19 protein-coding genes are annotated in these 23,688 nt (G+C 55.3%); 1 reads left to right on the top strand and 18 read right to left on the bottom strand.

The annotated features are described in order from the left end of the window. Nucleotides 1–137 precede the first annotated feature (137 nt). Nucleotides 138–692, top strand: coding sequence for a prolyl hydroxylase family protein (locus AC5Q5A_RS07300; protein WP_008891630.1), 555 nt, complete (start codon nucleotides 138–140; stop codon nucleotides 690–692). 4 nt (nucleotides 693–696) lie between these two features. Here the strand turns inward: AC5Q5A_RS07300 and AC5Q5A_RS07295 are convergent, their stop codons facing one another. From AC5Q5A_RS07295 to AC5Q5A_RS07210, 18 genes are all read right to left on the bottom strand, one after another. Beyond that, nucleotides 697–1,098, bottom strand: a complete 402-nt coding sequence (locus AC5Q5A_RS07295) for a hypothetical protein (RefSeq protein WP_493894822.1) — start codon at nucleotides 1,096–1,098, stop codon at nucleotides 697–699. Nucleotides 1,099–1,184: 86 nt separating this feature from the next. Beyond that, entirely contained in the window at nucleotides 1,185–2,828 is a 1,644-nt protein-coding gene (locus tag AC5Q5A_RS07290; protein WP_493894821.1) for a hypothetical protein, read from the bottom strand. A 6-nt stretch (nucleotides 2,829–2,834) separates the two neighbouring features. Beyond that, the gene (locus AC5Q5A_RS07285) at nucleotides 2,835–3,623 is read right to left on the bottom strand and encodes a MinD/ParA family protein (RefSeq protein WP_008891633.1); all 789 of its coding nucleotides are present in this window, start codon (nucleotides 3,621–3,623) and stop codon (nucleotides 2,835–2,837) included. Continuing rightward, nucleotides 3,620–4,600, bottom strand: a complete 981-nt coding sequence (locus AC5Q5A_RS07280; RefSeq protein ID WP_063087470.1) for a flagellar biosynthesis protein FlhF — start codon at nucleotides 4,598–4,600, stop codon at nucleotides 3,620–3,622. The genes AC5Q5A_RS07285 and AC5Q5A_RS07280 overlap by 4 nt, the downstream gene beginning before the upstream one ends. Before the next feature lie 57 nt (nucleotides 4,601–4,657). Further along, on the bottom strand, nucleotides 4,658–6,820 hold the full coding sequence (gene flhA / locus AC5Q5A_RS07275; protein ID WP_157097810.1) for a flagellar biosynthesis protein FlhA: 2,163 nt from the start codon (nucleotides 6,818–6,820) through the stop codon (nucleotides 4,658–4,660). Nucleotides 6,821–6,909: 89 nt separating this feature from the next. Next, on the bottom strand, nucleotides 6,910–8,481 hold the full coding sequence (locus AC5Q5A_RS07270; protein ID WP_493894820.1) for a sigma-54-dependent transcriptional regulator: 1,572 nt from the start codon (nucleotides 8,479–8,481) through the stop codon (nucleotides 6,910–6,912). Nucleotides 8,482–8,567: 86 nt separating this feature from the next. Then, a complete protein-coding gene (locus tag AC5Q5A_RS07265; RefSeq protein ID WP_008891637.1) occupies nucleotides 8,568–9,362 on the bottom strand; it encodes a motility protein A in 795 nt (264 codons plus the stop codon). A 21-nt stretch (nucleotides 9,363–9,383) separates the two neighbouring features. Beyond that, nucleotides 9,384–9,746, bottom strand: coding sequence for a flagellar motor switch protein FliN (fliN, locus tag AC5Q5A_RS07260; protein WP_008891638.1), 363 nt, complete (start codon nucleotides 9,744–9,746; stop codon nucleotides 9,384–9,386). Then, nucleotides 9,739–10,995, bottom strand: coding sequence for a FliH/SctL family protein (locus tag AC5Q5A_RS07255; RefSeq protein ID WP_493894819.1), 1,257 nt, complete (start codon nucleotides 10,993–10,995; stop codon nucleotides 9,739–9,741). Before AC5Q5A_RS07255 ends, fliN begins: the two co-directional genes overlap by 8 nt. A 79-nt stretch (nucleotides 10,996–11,074) precedes the next feature. Next, nucleotides 11,075–12,676, bottom strand: a complete 1,602-nt coding sequence (fliF, locus tag AC5Q5A_RS07250; RefSeq protein ID WP_493894818.1) for a flagellar basal-body MS-ring/collar protein FliF — start codon at nucleotides 12,674–12,676, stop codon at nucleotides 11,075–11,077. 354 nt (nucleotides 12,677–13,030) lie between these two features. Next, a complete protein-coding gene (locus AC5Q5A_RS07245; protein ID WP_493894817.1) occupies nucleotides 13,031–14,776 on the bottom strand; it encodes a flagellar hook protein FlgE in 1,746 nt (581 codons plus the stop codon). Nucleotides 14,777–14,824: 48 nt separating this feature from the next. Continuing rightward, nucleotides 14,825–15,613 carry a flagellar hook assembly protein FlgD gene (locus AC5Q5A_RS07240; protein ID WP_493894816.1) on the bottom strand — a complete coding sequence of 263 codons (789 nt, stop codon included), beginning with the start codon at nucleotides 15,611–15,613 and terminating at the stop codon, nucleotides 14,825–14,827. A 21-nt stretch (nucleotides 15,614–15,634) separates the two neighbouring features. Then, on the bottom strand, nucleotides 15,635–17,269 hold the full coding sequence (locus AC5Q5A_RS07235; protein ID WP_493894815.1) for a flagellar hook-length control protein FliK: 1,635 nt from the start codon (nucleotides 17,267–17,269) through the stop codon (nucleotides 15,635–15,637). A 261-nt stretch (nucleotides 17,270–17,530) separates the two neighbouring features. After that, nucleotides 17,531–18,031, bottom strand: coding sequence for a flagellar export chaperone FliS (fliS, locus tag AC5Q5A_RS07230; protein ID WP_008891644.1), 501 nt, complete (start codon nucleotides 18,029–18,031; stop codon nucleotides 17,531–17,533). Between the two features lie 57 nt (nucleotides 18,032–18,088). After that, complete coding sequence (gene fliD / locus AC5Q5A_RS07225; RefSeq protein WP_493894814.1) at nucleotides 18,089–19,861, bottom strand: flagellar filament capping protein FliD; 1,773 nt, start codon at nucleotides 19,859–19,861, stop codon at nucleotides 18,089–18,091. A gap of 102 nt (nucleotides 19,862–19,963) precedes the next feature. Then, nucleotides 19,964–20,332, bottom strand: a complete 369-nt coding sequence (locus tag AC5Q5A_RS07220; RefSeq protein ID WP_493894813.1) for a flagellar protein FlaG — start codon at nucleotides 20,330–20,332, stop codon at nucleotides 19,964–19,966. Nucleotides 20,333–20,425: 93 nt separating this feature from the next. Beyond that, on the bottom strand, nucleotides 20,426–21,775 hold the full coding sequence (locus tag AC5Q5A_RS07215) for a flagellin N-terminal helical domain-containing protein (RefSeq protein ID WP_493894812.1): 1,350 nt from the start codon (nucleotides 21,773–21,775) through the stop codon (nucleotides 20,426–20,428). 434 nt (nucleotides 21,776–22,209) lie between these two features. Continuing rightward, nucleotides 22,210–23,556 carry a flagellin N-terminal helical domain-containing protein gene (locus AC5Q5A_RS07210; RefSeq protein WP_493894811.1) on the bottom strand — a complete coding sequence of 449 codons (1,347 nt, stop codon included), beginning with the start codon at nucleotides 23,554–23,556 and terminating at the stop codon, nucleotides 22,210–22,212. Nucleotides 23,557–23,688: the final 132 nt, after the last annotated feature.

The raw sequence follows: 23,688 nt of genomic DNA, 5'->3' as shown, positions 1-23,688 counted from the left end.
CGAACATGGATCGGTGACATGTTTTGAATTTTCTGGTATCGCGCGATGATTGGTCTTAAGAGCATCTTGTCGCAAAGAATGATCTTGGGCCCCAGACGTTAAATCAAAAGGCCCGTGCGGCCTGGAGAGTGTCGTAAATGTTCCCTGAAGAAATGTTTGCAATTGTCCCGGATGCGCTTGATCCGGCGACCTGTGACCGTCTGATCAATGGCTTTGCCCACGAGATGGATGAAGGTGGCCTCGTACAGGGGCAGGCCGCGACCCATATTCGCCGATCCAAAATCACCTGGTTTAACGAAGAACAGGAACCGGTTGTCTGTCGGCGGATTGTCGATCTGGTTGCCGAGGTCAATCGCAACGTCTTTGACTTTTCCCTGACCGAGTTCGCCGAGGATGCCCAGATTGCCTGCTATGCCGGGGATTTGCGCGGCCATTATGACTGGCACAGTGATGTCGGTGCATCAGACGTTGCGCGCCGTCGCAAACTGACGATGGTGATCCAGCTTTCCGAACCGGACCAGTATGAAGGCGGACAATTGCAGCTTAACCCGGCCGGGCATTTTATTGATGCACCGATGGCGCGGGGATCAGCGATCTTCTTTCCGAGCTTTGTTTTGCACCGCGTGGCACCGACCACGGCGGGTCTGCGATATTCCCTGACCCAATGGGTGCACGGGAACCCGTTCCGCTGATTGCTCAGTAACGTTCCAGCCGATCCAGAAGGCGCGGGTTGCCCCATTTGGGTTGACGGTCTTCAAGGGCGGTTTCGTGGTGGAAGACCTGATCGTTATCGGCCGTCTGTTTGTCCAGACGCAGGCTGATCCAGCGCGGAACCAGTTCGTTGTTGAAATCATCCATCAACAAAACGGCGGCGGCTTCGAAATTCTCGAACTCGATACTGGCGATTTCTGCGTAATATTCCGCCAGATTATTGGTTTTAAGGATCAGGCGGTCGGGCACATAACGCAGCGTCATGCGTGCCGGAAAGACATCCTTGGCACCGGTCAGATTGCTTTGCAGGGTAACGACATAATCAATCCTTGTGCCCGGGTTCGGCTCTGTCTGGATCAGATTACGGCGCTGATAAATCTCAAGCATGGCTTCCAACCGTTGTCATAAGGGATGAATTCTAGGATACGTCTGCGCCCAAGGCAGGAAAAGCATTCATTTCAGAATGACGATGCTTATGCTTCGATCCCGTGGTGGGAATGCGGGTCCTTGCCATCGGGCACGGGGGCAATTTCGACAAAACGCGACCCATCCTGAAACAGGATATGGCCGGTGTAACCGGCAATTTGAAGGGCTTCGCGGAAGATGCCGCGAATGTCATCGCGGTTATGGGATTGCAACGGGTTTTCGGTGCGGACAATCAGATCAAACTTGCTGTCCTCGCCCTTCACAAGGCCGTCCAGCTGGGTGTGACCGACCACACTGAAAGACAGATCCAGCAGGAAACGCGTGCCCTGATCATCGGGTTTGTCGGGATCATTTTCACGATCGCCATGCCGCCAACCCAGTTGAAGCTGTTCGATCTTGTCGCCCATATTGAACGGCATCGCCATCACGCGCCAGCCATCCGGACGTTCTTCGGTTGCCATCGCACGCAACTGGGCAAAATCACCTTCAAGCCGTTTAAGCCCGCCACCGTCTGTATCGGACAGTGTGGCCAGGCTGGTCGCGGCGCGATCGCCAAGCCAGCCACGCAAACTGCCGCCCTGACCTGTCATGGCAGCAAAGAAGAACATCATGGTGGTGGTCAGTTTGGGGCCAGCCTGGGGAATGTTGTTCAGCATGCTGAGTGCTGCACCGGGATCATGTTGCTGAAGGGCACTAACCGCCCTGTGCAAACTGTCCCAGTCATGGGTGAGGGCGGCGGCCTGACCGCGGGCAATCAATTGTGCTTCGGTCATCGGGACGGATGTCGATACCTTGGCACCGCCCGATGGATCAACGTTAAATGACAGGGTTGCGCCCGTGGGCGCGGGAACCGGCAATTTGATGCCAACAATCCCGGCAGAGGTGCGAAGGGCGGTGAAACCCTGCGGCAGCAGGCGGGCCTCGGCACTATCAGGTGGCAAGACTGTCCCGGTCAGCATCAAGGTGCCAGCAGGGGCCTGCCCGGCGGCTGTTTGTGCCGCAATGGTTGGTCCCATTCCGGCAGCCATGCCGCCCGTGCCAACGCCACCTGCCATACCCGCCGAACCAGCAGATCCGGCTTGTGCCGCGGACGCCATGGCATTGGCGGCCTGCTGTGCGGTTACCGTGCCCTGACCAAGGAAGATAACCTGTGTCTGGCTTCCGGCGGGCAATTGGGTGCCATTGGGCATGGTCAGGATGGATGTCGTCACTGCGCCAAATGTCTGGCCGGGTGTCAGGCTGCTGCCAGCGATATTTCCGCTGGCAAGGGCACCTGTCACCCCGGATCCCCCCGGTGACAGGGTTTGCGGCAAAAGTTGCAGACGCATGCCATCGGCAGGGGTGCCGCCCGTTGCAGATTGCCCGCTGCCGGGATTGGTTGTCGGAATGCGGGCCCAAAGTAGATCGCCGAGATTACTCGGAAGCGGGGTGGGGATCCTGACCGTGACCGAACCAAGGGCAGTGGCAAGGGTCAGTTGGTTGCCTGATTGTGATTGAACCGAGGCCTGCAACAACGTTTCCACCGGGAGCTTGGCCAGTGCGGCAGCGACCTGTTGCGGGGTGGCGGTTGTAACGGTTGCATTGATTTGTGCCGGGACGGAACCCTGATTGGCCTGTCCGGCAGTACCACCCGCCGAAGCATGTCCACCGACGGCAGGGCCGGGCGATATTGCTTGTGGCGGGAGCGTCATGACAACCTACTCCTCAAGAAGGGTTTGGGCGATTGCCTCTATATCCTGGGCGGCATCGCAGTTCGGATGACGGGTCAGAAGCGGCGTCTGGTTGCGGATGCATTCCGATACCTTTGAATCCGCACGAATCACGCCAAGCAACGGCGGCGAAATCTTCAAAAAGCCCTCGCACGCCTTGAGAAGCTTGTTATAGATCGCCTGACCTTCTTTCTTGTCCTTGGCCATATTGACCACCACCCGGATATCGGTTTTCGGGCGGGCCATATGGGTGATCTTGATAAAGGCATAGGCGTCGGTCAAAGAGGTCGGATCGCCGTTGGTAATCACAATCACCGTATTGGCAAGGCCGGTCATCTGACGCACGCCCTGATCAACACCGGCACCAAGATCAATCAATACCTTATCATATTCCTTGCCGGTCTGGAGCAATTCGTCCGACAGCGCCTGAAGCCGGGTGGCTGGAAGGTTGGCAAGACTGCCCGATCCGCTGCGCCCGGCAATGATATCAAAATCGCCATCCGGGAAGTGAGTGACCGCATCTTTCAGGCTGATCCGCCCGGCAATCACGCCGCCCAGATCATATTTCGGCATCAGGCCAAGCTGAATATCGATGTTGGCCAGGCCAAGGTCACCGTCAAACAAAAGGGTCTTGTGGCCTTCGAGAACCATCGCATGGGTGAGCGTAATGGAAAACCAGGTCTTGCCAACGCCGCCTTTGCCAGATGCAACTGCAAGGACATTGCGGCCTTTGGCCCGCGGGGCAGATTTGGGTGATGCATCAGACTTGGTAGTCATTTCACGACCTCGGAGAAGCTCGGTTTCGCGGTATCAGCGCGATGGGACGGTATCAGAAGTTTTGCCAAGGCAAGGGGACTAAGGGCGGTCAGGCCGTCCGCAACCTGGGCTGTCATACTGACATTACAAAGGGAAAGATTTCCTGAATCGGCTCCATATAGCGCACCGCCAAGTCGGGCGGCAACATCAAGTCGCGAGATCACGACACGTGTTGCGCCACCATCGGCAAAGGCATTGGCAATGTCAGCCGCCTCATAGGCATCAATCCCCGCAGGGTTCACCAGCACCGGTTCACTCGGCACCGCTTTCATGAATTCACGAAGCGTGCCAATTTCGGTTTCAAGATAGGGGTTGCAGCTTGCCGTATCGATCAGGATGACATCGGCTTCGCGGATTTCGCCAAAGCGCGCTTTGAGATCGTCCGGTGATTTCGCCGCAAGCAGATCAATCTTGAGAATTCTCGTAAAGGCCTCAAGCTGGGCCATCCCGCCGGCACGTTTGTAATCGGTTGAAAGAACAGCAACTTTGCGTTTCTTCATCACCGCACGTGCCGCGGTTTTGGCGACCGCCAGTGTTTTGCCCGATCCGGGCGGGCCAACGAAGGCCAGCGCGCGCGGCGTATTCTTTTCGGGTAGCGGTGAGAAATCAAAGATTTCATCAAGCGCACCGGCCAGCAATTGTTGCTCGGACGCAGCGGCCGTTTCGCGCCCCATCAGATCACACAGGCGAATACGAAGCCGTTCCGGCAAATTATGCCGCGTCAGGGCGGCCTCGACCGCATCAAGCTGTTCCTGAAGGGCGGGGGCCGGGCCGTCGTCATCGCCATAGTCAGGATCACGATCAAGGGCAGCGGTCAGGCGCACGCCACTGCCGGGGATATCCTGTGTGGAGACAATGATGGCGTCAGTGCCCATGTGCTCTTTGACGAGCCCCATCGCCTCGGTCATCGTTGGGGCGGTGAAGGTCTTAAGACGCATTCAGTTCCCCCTGGATTGTCATTTCCGCAAGCAGGGCGGTTTGGTTTATCGTACGCATCACACCTGCCCCAGCGTTTTCAGCTGTGCCTTCGGGTGGATTTCGTTTTGCGACATCACTACGGTGCTTGGGCGGAAACGCTCAACGATGGATCGCACATATGGCCGGATACCCGGGCTGGTCAGAAGAACCGGGCTTTCGCCCATCATGCCAAGGCGCTCGAACGTGGTTCTGACCTTGTTGATGAATTCCTGAAGCTGGCTTGGCGGAATGGAAAGCTGCTTTTCCTCGCCCTGACCAACCAGGCTTTCGGCAAAGATCTGTTCCCACTGCGGCGACATGGTGACCAGCGGAATGACGCCATCCTGATTGGTATTCACATCTGATAACTGACGGGCCAGTCGTGACCGGACATGTTCGGTCATGAAGGTCGGATTGCGGGTAAAGGCGGTTGATTCTGCAATGCCTTCAAGGATGGTCGGCAGATCGCGGATGGAAACGCGTTCGGTCAAAAGGTTTTGCAATACGCGCTGAACACCGCCAACCGAAACCTGACCGGGAACGATATCTTCGACCAGTTTTTTCTGGTCTTCATCAAGTTCATCAAGCAGCTTTTGCGTTTCGGCATAAGACAGCAGTTCGGGCATGTGATCCTTGATCACTTCGGTGATGTGCGTCGTGATCACGGTTTGCGGATCAACCACCGTATAGCCACGGAACATCGCCTCTTCCTTCATGCCCTGTTCGATCCACATCGCAGGCAGGTTGAAGGTCGGCTCCATCGTCTTTTCGCCCGACAGGGTAATTTCCTCGCCGCGCGGATCCATCACCAGCAACATGTTCGGGCGCAGATCACCCCGGCCTGCCTCGATCTCCTTGACGCGCAGCACATAGGTGTTGGCGGGCAGTTGCATGTTGTCCTGAATGCGCACCGACGGCATGACAAAGCCCATATCACCGGCAAGCTGGCGACGCAGTGCCTTGATCTGATCGGTCAGTTTCTGGCCGCGTTCGGTACTGATCAGTGACAACAAGCCATAGCCAAGTTCAAGACGCACATAGTCCATGCGAAGCGCATTGGCGATGGGTTCTTCTGGTGGCGGGCCAGCGGCATCGGCCGCGGCCTGGGTTTCTTTCATCTGTTCCTGAACGACTGCTTCTTTCTGGCGCTTGCCCATGTAATAGGCCAGATATCCAAGCCCGATCGCCAATCCGAGGAACCAGATCATCGGAATGCCCGGCAAAAGCGACATGCCCGCCATCAGGGCGGCAGCAACGCCAAGGGCCGCCGGATAGTTACTGACCTGCCCGAACACGGCCTTTTCGGTTGCGCCATCAAGACCACCCTTGGTGACCAGAAGGCCAGCTGCGGTCGAGACGATCAGGGCCGGGATCTGGGACACCAGACCGTCGCCGACGGTCAGGATCGTGTAGGTCTCGGTTGCCTCGGCCAAGGAAAGGCCCATCTGGGCGGTGCCGATGATGATGCCGCCGATTACGTTGATGAACGTAATCAAAATACCGGCAACCGCATCGCCACGAACAAACTTCGATGCACCATCCATCGAGCCAAAGAAGGAACTTTCATCTTCAAGTTCCTTACGGCGGGCCTTTGCCTGTTCTTCATTGATCAGGCCCGATGACAGGTCGGCGTCAATCGCCATCTGTTTGCCGGGCATGGCATCAAGGGTAAAGCGTGCGGCGACCTCGGCAATACGGCCCGAACCCTTGGTGATGACGACAAAGTTGATGATGACAAGGATGGCAAAGACGATAATCCCGATGACGAAATTGCCCGAAATCAGGAAGCTGCCAAACGCCTCGATCACGGCACCGGCGGCGTGGGTACCTTCGTGCCCATAGCCAAGGATCAGTCGGGTTGTCGCAATGTTCAGCGCAAGTCTGAGCGACGTTGCCACCAGCAGGATCGTCGGGAAAGAGTTGAATTCAAGCGGCTTCTGGATGAACAGCGATGTCATCAGGATCAGCACAGAGAAGCTGATCGAAAGGGCCAGCATGAAATCAAGCAGCCAGGGCGGCATCGGGAACATCATGACCACAAGGATCATGATAAAGCCGAGCGCCATGGCGATATCGCCACGTTTCATGGCCGAAGCGACACGCGACTGAATGGCGCCGAGATTTAACCCGCCCGGCGCACCGCCGCCGGGGCCGTCAGAGCCGCCGGAACCAGTCGGTGTGATGTCTTGACCTTCGGCCATTGTCTTTGCTTGTTATCCTGTTGCTTGCTCGATGTTCGTTGCGCTTTTACCTGCCTTGAAGATGGGGACAGCGCGCCGAAATTTCATGTTCAGTCGTGACCGTCGCCCGGGGCCGGTACAGCAAGTCCTTCGTCGGTATACTGGCGCAACTTGTTGCGCAGGGTCCGGATGGAAATGCCCAGAATGTTGGCCGCATGGGTGCGGTTGCCAAAGCAATGCTTGAGCGTATCAATGATAAGATCACGTTCGACATCGGCAACAGTACGCCCGACAAGTGCCGAGGTCACAGAACCGTTTCCAGCCGTGCTTTCATCTGACGTGCCATCATCGCCGCTATCTGCGTCATCATCCCGAGCTGGGGCCTCATGCGCCGGTGCGGATGGGGCAGATGGTGCAGGGGCTGGTGCACTGGGTTGATAGGCCGATGATGCCGCGCCATAGGCGGCATTGGCACTGGCATAGGCCGAACTGGCGCGTGCCGTCGTAGACGGGGCCGGTGCAGATGCAGATGGTGCGGGGGCCTGCGATACGGGGGCTGCGGCTGCCGGGGCAGGTGCGTTGCTTTCGCCAGACAGCATGATGGCTTCTGGCCCGATTTCATCGGGACCGGCGATCAGAACCGCACGATGCATGGTATTTTCAAGTTCGCGGACATTGCCCCGCCAGTGATGAGACAGCAGGCGCTGGATCGCAAGCGGGCTGATCGGTCGGACCGGAACGTCATTGGCATCAGAGTATTTTTTGACAAAGAATTCGGCCAGAACCGGGATGTCATCGGGACGTTCGCGCAGTGACGGGATATCAAGATTGACCACGTTCAGTCGGAAATACAAATCTTCGCGGAAGTTGCCGGCATTGACTTCGGCCTCAAGATTGCGGTTTGAGGTCGCAAGAATGCGGACATCGACCTTGACCGGGCTTTTGCCGCCAAGCCGGTCAATTTCCTTTTCCTGAATGGCACGCAGAAGTTTGGCCTGAAGGCGCACATCCATTTCGCTGATTTCATCAAGCAAAAGGGTGCCGCCATTGGCTTCTTCGAACTTGCCGATACGTCGTGCCTGGGCACCGGTGAAGGCACCCTTTTCATGGCCAAACAATTCGGATTCAAGAAGGTTATCGGGGATGGCGGCACAGTTGACCGCAACGAACGGTTTGTCCGAACGGTTGGACTTGCGGTGCACATAGCGCGAAATGATTTCCTTACCGGTGCCGCTTTCGCCGGTGATCAGGATGGATGCAGAACTGTTGGCCACCTGACTTGCCAGTCGGAGCGTCTCGGCCATGCGCGCATCGCGATGGATCAGCGCGTGGCTTTCTTCGGTGACGGCTTCGAAAATTGCTGCAATCAGATCGGCTTCGGGGGGCAGGGGGATGAATTCCTGGGCACCTGCCTTAATCGCATTGACCGCACCATTGACGTCATTACCGATGCCACACGCGACCACCGGGGTCGTGATGCGCTCGGCAACCATGCCTTCAATCAGGGCGGCGACATCAAGGGTGATATCAGCCATAACCAGATCAATCCGGTTGCCCGCCCGCAGGATGTTAAGCGCAGTCGTGACACTTTCGGCCAACTGGACCGAAGCGCCGCGCGCCATTGCGATCTTGCTGGCTGCGCCTATCTGTCCGCCCAGTCCACCAACGATCAGTACCTGCATCGTATCATCTCTTTCCGATCAGTTTCGGGGACCCGGCGCATCAAAAAAGCATTGATGCGCCAGAACCTCCATATTCACATTCACGATCAATCGAAGTAGCTGACGCGTTTTGACGGCGGCAGGATCGAGTTGATCAGCATTTCCAGACGACGGGGGTTTTCCTGTCGACCGATGGAAACAGCACCAACCATGTAGACCGAATTCAAAAGTTCCTCGTCGCTGGAGTTGCGTTCAAGCTTCCCGGCAAGCGGCATGAACACCATGTTGGCCAGAACCGCGCCATAGAAGGTCGTCAAAAGTGCAACAGCCATCGACGGACCAATCGATGACGGATCATCAAGGTTACCGAGCATCTGCACCAGACCGATCAGCGTCCCGATCAGACCCATCGCCGGCGCCACGTCACCGGCCTTTTTCATGATGTTGGCACCTTTCTGGTGGCGGCCGATGGTGGCGTTCATGTCCTTGCGCATGATGGCTTCGACTTCCTCTGGCGGGGTGCCGTCAACGACAAGCGACAAGCCTTTCCAAAGGTATTCTTCGCTTTGCAGGCTATCAAGATGCCCCTGAAGGGACAGAACACCGCCTTTGCGGGCGATTTCGGCAAGCTGAAGAATTTGAAGTGCCGCATCCGCCGGATTGCGCGATTTGTGGAAAATCGTGCGCATCAATACTTTGCCAGAGCCGAGAAACTCGCCCAGCGCAAAGCTGACAGCCGTAATGGCTGCTGTACCGCCGATAACAATCAGGACAGAGGGGATATCGATAAACGCACCCGGCGATCCACCAAAGATGATTGCAGCAATCACCAACGCAAAGCCAATGGCCAGTCCCCCGACTGTCGCAATGTCAAACGACGTTTTAGTCCCCCCTTCGGCCATAGTCGGATATCCTCTCTTACGTTAGCTTTTCTCGGATTTGATGATTTCCGTCATGGTCACACCAAGCCGGTCTTCCACGACCACCACCTCGCCGCGTGCGACGAGACGGTTGTTCACATAGATATCAATAGCTTCACCAACTTTACGGTCAAGCTCTACCACGGCACCACGACCAAGTTTCAGCAATTGGCTGACTTGCATGGTTGCTTTGCCAAGAACTGCCGAAACCTGAACGGGAATATCGTACACGGCTTCGAGATCCTTGGAAGTCTTCATCTGCTCGCTGCCGGCTTCGGCCGCAGCAAGAAGTTCGGTCCCTTCGCCCTCGAGTTCGATGTTATCGTCGTCGAGCTCCGAGAGTTCCAGATCGTCATCATCAGCCATTTTCGTCTCCTGCGTCTTTGGTCGGTTGCTTCACAGCAGCCGTTTCATCGGCTGTGGTCGTTGGGTCTTCCTGCGCAGCCGTCTGTTCGGTTTCCGGGCCGGAATTACCAGGCTGTGCAGGGCCTTGCGCTGTCGCCGTTGTCTGGTCTTTTTGTGGTTCAGGCTTGTTTTCCGCCTGATCTGTAATGTCTGGTTCCGGTGTCTGCTGTGGCGGCGGTGTCGTGTCCGTTTCAGGTCCGTGCATCGCGCCATCGGTGGTTGACGATTCAGCCTTCGTATCTTCTTGCAATGTTTGCATATTCCGCGCCGCGGTGCCATCGCCTTCTTGCGTATCAGAGCCGGGCACAGCGGGTTCTTTGGCGGATGGTATCTCGGGTGTGACCTGATTTACTGTTTCGGCCTGAACCGGTGCTGGTCCGGTCGATTGAACAGGTGCAGAAGGCTGTGCCGGGACCTTCACCTCGGGGGCGAGGCGGCTTTCCTGAATTTCGGGATCGCCCATATCGCTTTCGGGCAGATCATGGTTGGTGGCATGCAGGGTCAGGGCATTGTCGATGATGGCATTGATTTCCGACCATATCCGCGCACTGTCGCGAACAGCCGTGCCATCGCCCCAGGATACCTGACAATCACCCATTGCGACGTCGGGTTCGCCAACCACAACAACCTTGCCGGAAAAGCCCCGGGAGTCTGCAATGCGCTGGGCCGCGTCACCGACTTCTGTTTCAAGGTCGGGATGGACCTTGATCATGACTTTCGGTGCTTCAAACAGGTTGGCAAGACATTGCCGCACGATGTCTTCGATTTCGGTCATCTGGTACTGTTTGGACCAGGCCGGGGCCAGCTTGCGGATGACACCAAGGGCAACGTGAATGGCGTCTTCGTTGATTTTGGCATTGGCGCGCTTTTGCTGCTCGTCAATCTGGGCGAGCTTTTCGGCGATTTCGGATTCCACATCGCCAACCGCCTTTTCAAGCGAGGCCATGATTTGCTGATGGGCTTCGTCAAAGCCTTGTTTGTGACCTTCGGCAAAACCCTGATCGTGGCCGCGCTTTTCGGCGTCGGCGACCATCTGTGCGCCCTGTTCCTCGGTATAGACCGGCGGCGGGGGCGGCGGGGCTTCCTCTTCTTTCTTTTTCTTCTTTTTCGTGCTCAGTTCGTAATGCTCATCCTCTTTGCCTGCCGAACGGATTACGTTGTCGGCATCGTCGAAGCTGAGTGAGAATGTGAACTTTTCAATGGCCGTCATATCGAACTGCTAAAACGCCTTGAGCAACAAAAGGAAGGCAGCCCTGCGGCTGCCAGTGAGCCGATAACTGTCAGGAGAATTAGCTCTCCTGATACAGCCAGTTGCGAATGATCGAGAGAGCTTCTTCCGGGTGTTTCTCCACGATCTCGCCAATCTTCTTGACCGAGGATGCTTTCACGCGACCTTCAACCTGCGACAGGTTGATCAGTTCTTCGCCGTCATCCATGCCAGGTGCCATCGGAACGGGTGCCGGACCTTCAAGGGCCGGCGTGCCATCGGCGGTCATGTCATCGGCAAGAAGCTGACGCTGTGCCATATCCGCCGCACTCGGCAGAGTTTCGAACGCACGGGTCAGAAGCGGGCGCACCACCAGCAGGATGACGAGGATGGCAACAATCGCCAGCACCAGCATCTCGGCGATGCGGAAGATTTCAGCCTTGTCGAGGCCAAGGAAGGTCTCGATCTCTTCATCCGGGAACAGGTCGGCAGTATCAGCGAACTGCATGTTGATGACTTCGACCTGATCGCTGCGTTGCGGGTTATAGCCGATGGCACTGCGCACGAGGGCTGCGATCTTTTCAAGGTCTTCCGGGGAGCGTTCCTGATACAGGCGTTCACCGTTTTCATCAGTGGTGTAGGTGCCATCAACAAGGACAGCCACCGTCACACGCGAAATCTCGCCGATTTCCTTGATCTGCGTGGTGGTTGTTTTGGAAATCTCGTAATTGACCGTTTCTTCGGTGCGGCTTTCCTGACTTTGGGTTCCTGCACCGTTGGCGGCATCAAAATTGGCATCCGGCAGATTGTTCTGCAGTGTTACCGGATCGGTGCCCTCGGTCTCGGAATTGGTCGCGTTTTCTTCAATCGTCTGGCTGGAACGAATGACGCGCTCATCCGGATTAAACCGCTCATTGGCGGTCGTAATCTTGTTGAAGTCCATTTCGACCGAAACTTCGGCGCGGACTTCGCCGTAACCAAGAGAGCGCGACAGAAGATCTTCGATGGTATTGCGCAGGCGGCTTTCGGTGCGAATGCGCATTTCATCGGCGGTCTGGGTCAGGAAGGTCGACGACTGCTGTTCGCCATCACCGCGCGCAAGCAACCGGCCGCGTTCATCAATGATCGATACCTTGCCCGGATCAAGCTGGGGCACCGCGGCAGCCACAAGATGCTGGATGGCAACAACCTGTTCAGGTTTCAGTTCGCCACCGGCCATCTTGACCGCAATAGAGGCACTGGCTTCCTGGGTCTCGCGTGAGAACATCTGACGTTTTGGCAGAACCAGATGAACACGTGCCTGCTGGATCGCCTGAATGGATGCGATCGTGCGGGCCAGCTCGCCTTCAAGGGCACGAACATGGTTGATGTTCTGTTCGAAACTGGTGGCGCCAAAGCCGTCGGAATTGTCAAATACTTCGTACCCGACAGAGCCGCCGGTCGGCAGGCCGCTTTCGGCCATGGTCAGACGCATGCGGTTGACCTGATCGGCCGGCACAAGAATTTCGGTACCGTTGTTCAGCAACTGGTACTGAACCTGCTGGTCTTCGAGGCGATTGACGATCTGGCTGGCGTCTGCCGGATCCAGATCGCGATAGAGCAGTTCCATATTCGGGGCTGAAACACGCATGATCAGGAATGCAAAGAAGACAAGCAACAGCACGCCCACACCGCTGATAGCCATCAGCCGCGTTGGTCCCAGACCTTTGAGTGTTTGTAACAAGCCGCCCACGTTCGACTGCTCCGAAACGAAAATGTACCACTGTCCCCATGCGGATCGATCCGTGCGGAATACGACCAGCATTAACAACGAATAGTTCTCCATGCTGAAGAACAGGTTAACAACCGGCAATTTTTGCCCAGTCATCGGATTCAAATTTGTCAGTGATTTGAATCGCTTGGATATTTGATGACCGAATTGTTCTGCCCTTAATGTAGTGAGTCAATCGGGCAAAAAGAAGCCCGGCAATTGTGCCGGGCGAGTCTCTATTGGTGCAATATGTTTCAGGGCGGGCTAACGCCCTGAAACAGATGTCAATTACCGTTTGATACGGATCAGCTCGTCGAGCATTTCATCGGTCGTGGTGATCGTTTTGGTGTTCGCGGAGTAGGCGCGCTGGGTAACGATCATATTGGTGAATTCCTCACCAAGATCGACGTTGGACCCTTCCAGTGCCGATGCCACAACGTTACCTGCACCGTTCAGGCCCGGTTCACGCAGCAGGTAATCACCCGACTCACGTGTCTGGCGATAAACGTTGCCAGTGTGGTTTTCCATTTCATCAGGGGCTTCGAACGTTGCAATCGCCAGCTTATAGACCGGGCGTTTCACACCGTTTGCGAATTCCACCTGCAGGAAGCCGTCCTCGGTGAAGGCATAGTTCACCATGGTACCAGCCTGCGCACCGTTTTGGTTGATGAAGTGAGTGGTGTATTCGACAAGGTTACCATTCGCATCCGAACCGGCGGCGAACTGGGTAATGCCGTTACCAAGACCAATGGTACCGAAATCAAGGGTGAAAGAGCTGGTGTCTGAACCATTTGTCCATTCAGCCGAGATGTTGGTGTCGACGAGGCTGCCGTTCACACCGACTGTTGTGGCACCGATGGTCGCCTGAACACCCGTAAAGCTCTGAAGGTTACCAGAACCGTCGAATGTGATTGTGCCGGCCTGGATCAAGCCATTTGGATGATCGGTGGCATCAAGTTCACCAGTTGTGGTGTTCCCGGTAAGCTCAAAGCCCCAACGGTTCTGCCCAAGTTTTACAACCTGAAGGTTCACGGTATGTGCGGAACCCAGCGAGTCGTAGATGGTAACCGGCATGGTGTTATCTTCGGCAACGGTTCCATCGGCTAGGTTACCTGCGGTATAGGTCGGTGCGAGGGTGCCTGGGACACCAGGAACCGTAATGCCCGTTGCACTGAATGGCGTGCCGGTGACGTTGGCAAAGGTCACACCCTGATCTGCAAAAGCAGCCGTGAGTGTCAATGTGTCGTTCGTGCCAGTTGTGGTGGTGCTGGCATTGATACCGGTCACCGCACTGATGGCAGTTGCCAGGTCTTCGAGCGTATCACCCGTATTGATGGTGATGGTGGTCGTTGTGCCGTTGTGAGTGATGCTGAACTGGTCGCCGTTGTTGATGCCGGCAAGTGTCGTCAGATCGGTCGTATCATAGTCGAGACCCGTGGTGGTGGAGGTTGCCGTGCCGCCGGTAACAGCCGTTTCGTCCGAGTTCAGGTTGGCTCCGAATTCGATGTTGGTGGTCGATGCAGCCGCCGTCAGGATTGAGTTGATATCAAGAACCTGAAGATCGGTAACCGCCGAACTGTTAGAAGTTGTGGCGTTACCGTTTGCATCAAGAAGGCCACCTTCACGGTCAGTCGCCCAACCCTGAACGTAGTAGCCCGCGGTGTTGCGCAGATAGCCGTCATCATCCGGCTTGAAGTCGCCAGCGCGGGTGAAGAACAGCTCGTCATTGGTGCCCGGGTTTGCCGTACCACGAACGATGAAAAAACCATCGCCCGAAATTGCGGCTGCCGTGGTTGACGAAGTGGCCTGTAAAAGACCCTGCTTGCTGATCAGTGCCGTCGGATGGAACCGGACACCACCGGGCGTGTAGCGGGTATCTGTGGCAGATTCAGTCACAAGGGTCGAAAAGCGTCCGACAGTCCCTTTGTAACCGATCGTGTTTAGGTTCGAGATGTTGTCCGAGATGACGCCCAGGTTCTGAGACTGGGCATTCAGGCCGGAAACACCGGAAATCATTGCACCAAAAAGGCTCATTTTTCTTCTCCTGTTTCACAGGGTGTTGATCAAATCCGGATGAATGCCCTAGGCGGCTTCTTCCTGCTGTTCAGATCCGGAGTTATCCCCGGTATTATCAGTATTATCGGTATTGTCAGTGCCGGTATCGGTGCTGTTCGCACCCAACTTGACGTTGGTAAGCGTCGAGAACGGTACAGAGACATCGCCAAGACGGAGATAAATGTCGCTATCATCAATATCGACACTATCGACCGTGCCGACGATCCCAATCGCGACAGAGGCGGGTCTGCCTTTTTCGTCAAGGAAGCTGTCACCATTGGCAGCCATCGGGCTAACCACGAGGGTGTAGGCACCCGCGTCTTGCTCGACACCGTTGTTGTTCTTGCCATCCCAGGTAAAGCTCTGGAGGCCGGAAACATCTTCGAGTTCCTCGGTGTAAATCGTTTTGCCGTCCTGGTTCTGAATTTGCAATTTCAGGCGCGGAACTTCAGGGGCGACATTGTATTTGTAGGTGAGCTCTTCACCTTCTTCGCGCCAGTTGGTGTCACCAACTGCCTCGATTTGCGCACCGACATAAGACAGTGCAGAGAGCTGACGCTGCTGTCCCTGCATTGCGAGCAGGTCTTCGAGGTTCTTGTTACTCTGAATACCTTGCTCAACCTGGGCGAACTGGCTCAGCTGGTCAGTGAATTTGTCACTTTCCATTGGCGAGGTCGGATCCTGATTCTTGAGCTGCGTGGTCAGCAGGGTCAGAAACGTATCGAAGTTCTGTGCGAGCTGGCTTGCCGAGCGGCTTGAGTCAGCATTGGTGTTGGACTGAGAGAGGCCAACGTTTGTCAGGGATGAAACGGTCATGGGATGTGCCCTCTACCTTTTCTATATCCGGATATCGACAAGGCCGTTGGGATTAATCCCGTAGCCAATGGCGACATGTTCGGCGAGTTCGGTTCCACTCATGACGTCGCCTTCATCCGGGCTGCTGCCCTGATCGGCGGTCATACGGGATTGGCCGTTGCCTTCCTGACTCTGGCCACCTTCATTCCTGTGTTCGAAGGTGAAGCTTTGACTGTCTGCATTCAGACCGGCGTCTTTCAGCGCTTGCTGCAAGGCGCGTGATTCCTGACGCAACATGTCGAGTGTTTCGCGTGTGTCAGCCTGAATGACCCCCTGAATTCGGCCATCCTGACCGATTTCCATTTTGACATCGACGCGCCCAAGATGTTCCGGTCGAAGCTGAACAGAAATCTTGTCAACGCCTTCGCTGGCTGCATTGCGGATCGAAACGGCGACTTGCTGCTGAACCTGTTGCGACGGGGCCTGACGTGCGGTGTGCGCTGTCTGACCACCCGTGTTGGTCTGATGCAGACTGTTGATACTTCCCGGTTGGCCGTTGGCTGTTGCTGTGGCCTCAGTGCCGCCAGTTGCGGTAACCGCACTGTTGGTTGACACATTCTGCGCGGCGGTCGGGTTATTTTGTGCGTTCGGTCCGGCTGCTGCGGCGGCCATTGCCTGCGGCGCTGCCTGGGCAGTTTGTGCCGGGTTGGCTGCGGAAGCCTGCTGGGTGCTACTATTGGTCTGGCCGGTGGTTGCTGCGTTTGTAGTGCCGGTGGCATCGGTTTTACCTTTGCCGTCACCGGTCATTGAATCGACAACCCGCGAAAGGAACTTGTCCGAGGACATTTCATCACCGCCCCCTGCATCCGCACTATTCAGTGCCATCTTGGCAGAGGATGCCGCAGCAGGCTGCGAGAGGGCAGTTGAATTCATCAAGCCGTCTGTCGTGCTATCCGCAGTGGCGTTACCGTTGGCGGCAGCCTGACCATTTGCCAGGGCTGCATTCTGGGCATTTGCTACACCATTAGCACCAGCAGCCTTCATTTTAGCGGCTTCTGCCTTGGCCAATTCAATGGCTTCGGGGGATCCGGGAAGCGGAACGGCTTGTGTCGGCTGGTTGGGGTCGACCACGCCAGCGTCGGCCGTTAGGGGGCTGTCGCCGTCTGACTTGGTATCATCTGATTCTGCTGATGTGGTTTCGTCGGATGCGGAAGCAGTGTTTTCCCCTTCCTGAGGTGCAGCTTCGTTATCGTTTGAACGATCACCGCCATCGGCAGTTTCCATGTCCTCGCCAGCGCGATCATCTTCCGAGTTGGCTTCCACGTCGCGCGGTTCATCGGATTTAGGATCATCGATTTTGGCATGATCATCATGATCTTCGTAGTCATCATGTGATGCGCGGACAGGGTCTTCTTCGCGGCGATCTTCGGAACGCGCCTCATTGATGCTGCGTTCGTCGCGTGCGGATCTTTCGGCAGCCCTATCCGAGCGCCGATCATCGAAATTCTTCTGGGCAGATTTTGCCGCGTCGTATTTGACCTGATGACTTTGCTCAGACCAGTTGTCTGTGATTGATGCCATGACATCACCAAAGCCCGATCCCTTGCGTTCGCTAGGGGTTGTGCCGGGAATAGAGACAGTTGGCATCACGCTGTTTGTAATCGCAGAGCTGTTCATGACCTTGGTCCTTATGGAAGCAGTGTCAGAACATGTGCAAGTGGTGGGCCAGTTTTGATTGTTAACGTTTTCTACATAGTTTCAGCAGGTTAGCAGTGTGTTGGCAGAAAGGGCAGATTTTGCCTTCCGCGGGGTTTGGCCGATGCCGGGCAAAAATGAACCTGTGATTTAGGGGCCCGGTCAAAAGCAGGCCAAAAACAAAAAAGACCTCCGAAAATTTCGGAGGTCTTTAATTCGGTGTGAGATACCTGGTGTTCGGGATCAGGCAGAAATTGACAGGCCGGTTTTCGCCGGTGCCTGTGGTTCTGTTTCTTCGCTTGCGGTTGCCGTTTCGTTGGTAAGCGCCGGGCGTGCTTGTTGCGCGGTCAAAACTGCCTGACGCAGTTCACCTTCGCTTTTCTCAGAAAGCTCGGCCCATGAATCCCGAAGTGGTGTCAGAAGCTTGATCACTTCTGCTGCGGCGTTGGGATCATTTTTCCGATCCACATCCATCAGACGGAGCATGCAGTGGGTATAGAGTCTTTCCAGATTTGCGGCGATTTCGCCGCCCTGTTCCATATCCAAAGTGTTCGAAAGATGGGCAATCAGTTCCTGTGCACTGCAGTTCGCATTGCAACGGCCCTGAATGTCATTCCGCTCAATCGCGTGTTGCGCCTCCTGCAAGCGCGACAAGGTCTTTTCAAACAGCATGAACACCATCTTTGCCGGTGTGGCTGTATTGACCTGTTGTTGCTTGTATGTATGGGCGGCGTGTTCGTTCATGCGACACTCCTTGGTATGCTAAGCGTGAGTTCAGTGTGCATGTATGGCAGACAAAAGTTAACCACTATCTTTTCCAGCGGCCATCAATTCGTCGAGAGAACTCTGAATGTTCTTCATGCGTGCAAGGGCCGATTCCATTGCAATGAACTGATCCATAAGGACTTCTCGCTGCCGGGTAAGACGTTCGTCAATACGGTCAACTTTTTCTTCGTAGGAAGTGGTCTGGACTTCTAGATCGGAGATGGCCTGGGTCAAACTACCGTCTTCTTCGTCCAGAATAGAATCCAGTTCGAAGTAGAATTGCGCACCGATCCCGATGCTGGTGGTTACAGTTGCAGTGTCATTGGCGTTTGCATCCCCACCGTAAAACAGGCGCAAACCATCAGCCGTGCGGATGCTGTTGCCCGATACAACGGCGTTCTTGCCGGTCGTTGTCACGCCATTGACGGTGATATCGTAGGTGACGCTGTTGATCGTACCGCCGGATGCATCAATGTTGAACTCATAGGTTGCAGCATTGGTTTTGCCGTCAAAGCCGGTCATCGTGACGTCAGAATTGTCAGACTTCCCGCGGAACAGGAACAGTTCCATCACTTCTTGCGGTTCGTTGAGCAACGCTTCGTTCAGGGCTGCCTCGTCAAGATCGATGGTTTTGCTGAGCATCGGGTCTTCGTTCGCACCATAGGCAACGAAATCCAGACCAATTTCTGCCAGGACCGAATAATCGTCCTTGTCGGGTCTGTCGGTTACACCGTTCGCAAAGGAGCCCGCAATCTGTTGCAGGGCAGATTCAATACCTTTGACAGACGTATTGCCGAGCAACACCGCATCTTCCGAGGACTCGCCCGTGGTCGGGTCAACGAAAGTCTTTTCGTTGATGAATGTCTGAACAGCATTATAGGCTTCGACAAAATTGAGGATTGCCGTTTTCGCCTGATTAAGGTCCTGTTCGATTTCAATGGTGATCTCGGTGCCCGGTTCAGCGTCATAGAGGCTGATGCTCAGGCCATCAATAAGATCAGAGAATTCGTTGGATCCGCGCGTAACAGTGATGCCGTCAAGTGTAATGCTGGCATTGTTACCATCATCAATAACGTTAGCAGCATTGATTGTCGTCGCGTCTGTCAGAACACCGAGGCTTTGCAAAACACTGCCGCTGTCGTCACTGAACGACATGCGATTGGCTTCGCCTTCCTCGACCGAGGTCAGGATCAGTGTACTTTCGGTTTCTGACACCTTGACGACCGATGCCTGAATGCCGGTCGTATCCTTGACGTTGTTGATCTTGTCGCGGATGTCCTGAAGCGTATCACCGGCCGCGACGGTCACGCTTGAGCTGCCAGTGCCGCCAGTTATCGTAAACGTTCCAGTGCCGGTAAGTCCGGTGACGTCAGCGCTTGCCGCGACAGTCTGGGTATTACTTGAAAGCTTGTGCTTGCTGGCGACCTGGTTGATTTCGAACTTGTAGCTTCCGGTCTCGGCGGCGTTTGAGGCGACAACACCTATTAAAGATCCTGCTTCGGTGGTGTTGTTCGTGGAAGCAAAAATCTGTTTGGATTCAAAGATGTTGCGCGAGTTGTCAAAGCTGGTCGCACCATAGAGGTTCGCCATGGAGTCCTTGAGGGTACCAACAAGCGTCTGCAGCTCTTTCAGCGCAGCGATTTTCTCGTCGTTTGCTTCAATCCGCTTTTCAAGATTGTCAGCAGGAATACGACGGGCAGCAATCATCTTGTCGACAGTGTCGACGAAATCGATGTTGGAGGAGCCGCCAGACAACTGGACGCGACCGTTATCGCCAACATAGATATTATTTAAATTCAGACTGCTCATTGGTGTAGCTCCTTGGGTGCTCCCGGCTGATTTTGCCTGCTATCGGTATGTTTTGTCAAACCGAACTGCAAGAACCGTGCCTATATGCGCCCACTCGCTGTGTTAAATTTCTTCGTCGACAAAGCTGCCGAGATACTCGCGCATTTGCGAGAACAGTTGCTGCAGTTCCTTGGACGGCAGTTCGCGCAGGACTTCACCGCTGGTGCGGTCGGTAACTTTTGCCACGACGCGACCGGTATCCTGATTGAAGTTCAGCTCAACCCGTGCCGTGCCATCGGCAAGGTCGGGCAGATCCATACTTGCAAGGGCATCCTGCATTTTCTGCGGAACTGCAGAAGGTTTGTTTTCCGGTTTTGCCACCGGTGAAGAAACCGCACTGGCTTTGGCCGGTGCGACATCAGGTACGCTCGCAGCAGCATGGGGGATGCCCCCGGAGCCACTCGACGCACTATAGTTTTTTACGACTTCCATTTTTCAGCTCCTTAAAGCCGCCATCCTGTAACAGCAGGATGAAACTTGAAAAAGACGATTGCCGGCAATCAGTGCCGGGGGACGAGAGTTAGGTTACTGTAACAGACGCAGCAAGTTTTGCGGCATCTGGTTTGCTTGTGCCAGCATGGCAACACCGGACTGAACCAGGATCTGCTTGGAGGTGAAGGCGGTCATTTCGGCGGCAACATCGAGGTCAAGCAGGGTGGAACGTGCTGATTCAGTGTTTTCCTGAGTAGATGCGAGGTTCTGACCTGCGAAGTCCAAACGGTTCTGATAAGTACCAACTGCAGCGCGTGCGCGTTGCAAATCATCAATCGCGCGGGTGACAACTTCAACCGCGCTTTGGGCGTTGCCAGCGGTGCTGATTGCATTGGCACCCAGTGACAGAAGAGAGTTCTGCGTGCCCAGTGCGCCTGCACCAAGTGTATCAGAGTCAACTGCGTTGAGTGAAATGTTCAGGCGGTCATTCGCTGTGTTGCCGGCGCCAACCTGGAATTCGATTGAACTCTGCAATGTCTGGCCGTTGTCCGCTGAAATGTTGACAATGTTGGCAGTCGAGTCAAAGGTCGCAGCGCCGTTATTAAAGGTAGCGTCGCTACCGAAGTCCTGATCACCATTGGTGCCGGCCTCAACATAGCTAACAGTTGCAGAGAAGTTGGTGTTGACCGAGAAGGACAAGCCAAGTTCATCGAAGTTCAGCGTTGCGTTTTCACCAGCGCCAATTGCGGTGGTGCCACCGGACGCATAGTCGGTAACGTCGATTGACTGAACGCGGTCGACAGCACCATCAATGGTGGCACTGACCGTCATGATAACCTGACCAGCAGTGCCTTCGTTGATGCTGACCTGGAAGCTGTTGTCGGTCACGCCACCAGCATTGGTGTCGGTCGCCCAATAGTTGTTGTCGGTGATGGCAAAGCCATCGAAACCGGCAGCCGGAACCAGAGCCGCACCGCCGCCACCGGAAGCAAGGTCGCCAAAGTTGGCGGCAACATCACCACCATCACCCAGAAGCTGAATGCCGTTGAAGTTGGTTGAGGACGCAATACGGTCAATTTCCTCGCGCAACTGCACGAACTCATCATTGAGGAAGCCGCGTTCAGTGTCGGACAGGTTGCCAGAGGATGCCTGAACCGAGAGCGTTTTCATGCGGACCAGAATATTGTCGATCGTTGCCATGCCGCCGTCGGCAATCTGCAGCATCGAGTTGGCCTGACCAACGTTCACGGAAGCAGTTTTAAGGGCCTCAGTCGTCGCGTTCAAACGCGCACCGATTGCCATGGAAGCTGCGTCATCACGCGCAGAAACGACGCGCGTACCAGACGAAAGCTTCGACAGCGACCGGGTTGCCATTTGATCAGAAGCCGAAAGGTTACGGTGCGCGACGTTCGCAGCATAGTTCGAAATAATGTTAAGAGCCATAACGCATCTCCTACATGGACAGCTCTGGGCAACATCTTGTTGTCCGTTATCCGGCACACTTGCCAGAAAGTTTTCAGCCCAGACGTAGGGATGAAAACGGTAATACATATAGGGTGAAATATACTTTTAGGTTAGATTTGTGTCCAGTGAAAAAAGATTCCTCACTTTTCCCATTAAAAACAAATGGTTGCGTAAAGGTCAAAGCGCTGGCTGTGCCGGGTTTGTTAATGATTCGTAAACGAATCCGACTCCAGGCCAACTGATCTGATGCTGCTTGAGCAATTATCCTGATGTATAGATTTTGTACCGATCTTTGAAGAGGTGCTATTAAGTTGAAATACGCGCTTTGGAATTTAATTACTGCTGTTGCGGTGCAAAAAAAAGGGGCGGCCTGATGGCCGTCCCTTTTGTAAAGACGTGTTTTGTTTTGCAGATTACTGCAGCAGACGCAGGAGGTTCTGCGGCATCTGGTTTGCCTGTGCCAGCATGGCGACACCCGACTGAACCAGGATCTGCTTGGAGGTGAAGGCGGTCATTTCGGCCGCAACGTCCAGGTCAAGCAGAGTGGAACGTGCCGATTCAGTGTTTTCCTGCGTGGAAGCAAGGTTCTGACCAGCAAAGTCCAGACGGTTCTGAGAGGTACCAACCGCAGCACGGGCGCGCTGCAAGTCATCAATCGCACGGGTCACAACCTCAACCGCATTCTGTGCGCCAGCTGCAGTCGAGATCGCGTTCGCACCAAGACCCTCAAGTGATTCTTGACCGGTGCCACCAGATCCGAGTGCTGCTGCATCAACCGAAGTCAGGTTGATCGACAGGCGATCATTTGCAGTGTTGCCACCGCCAACCTGGAATTCGATGCTGGTTGCCAGCTGCTGGCCGTTGTCGGCTTCCATGGTGACAACGTTGGCGGTCGAGTCAAAGGTCGCGGCACCGTTGTCAAAGGTGGCGTCACTGCCGAAGTCTTGGTCACCATTGGTGCCACCTTCAACATAGCTTACAGTTGCCGAGAAGTTGGTGTTGACCGTAAAGGTCAAGCCGAGCTCATCGAAGTTCAGCGTTGCGTTTTCACCAGCACCAATTGCGGTGGTGCCGCCTGATGCATAGTCGGTAACGTCAATCGACTGGACACGGTCGACAGCACCATCAATGGTAGCACTGACGGTCATGATCACCTGACCAGCAGTCCCTTCGTTGATGCTGACCTGGAAGCTGTTATCGGTAACACCACCACCATTGGTGTCGGTCGCCCAGTAGTTGTTGTCGGTGATGGCAAAGCCATCGAAACCGGCAGCCGGAACCAGAGCAGCACCGCCGCCACCGGAAGCAAGGTCGCCAAAGTTGGCGGCAACATCACCACCATCACCCAGCAACTGAATGCCGTTGAAGTTGGTCGAGGACGCAATACGGTCGATCTCGTCACGCAGTTCAGTGAACTCGTCATTGAGGAAGCCGCGTTCGGTGTCGGACAGGTTGCCAGAGGATGCCTGGACAGCCAGCGTCTTCATACGGACGAGAACGTCATCAATCGTTGCCATGCCGCCGTCGGCGATCTGGAGCATTGCGTTGGCTTGGCCAACGTTGACGGTTGCGGTTTTGAGAGCCTGGGTGGTTGCGTTCAAACGCGCACCGATGGCCATGGAAGCGGCATCGTCACGTGCAGAAACAACGCGGGTACCAGAAGACAGTTTTGAAAGGGAACGGGTCGCCATCTCATCGGACGCAGTGAGGTTACGATGAGCTACATTGGCGGCGTAGTTGGAAATAATATTGAGAGCCATTTTTCATCTTCCTACTTGGAATGAACATCAGACACCATGTCTGTATGTGCGTGGCTTGATCCTCAGGAGTTCTTCTTGAACAGCCTATAAAAGGTCCACGAAATGTTTAAATGAACTTTGTTGGGTTGGAAG

This window comes from Thalassospira sp. CA1, assembly GCF_059052855.1.
Note: the sequence above shows the minus strand (reverse complement) of the source record. Positions and strands in the feature narration are given on the sequence as shown.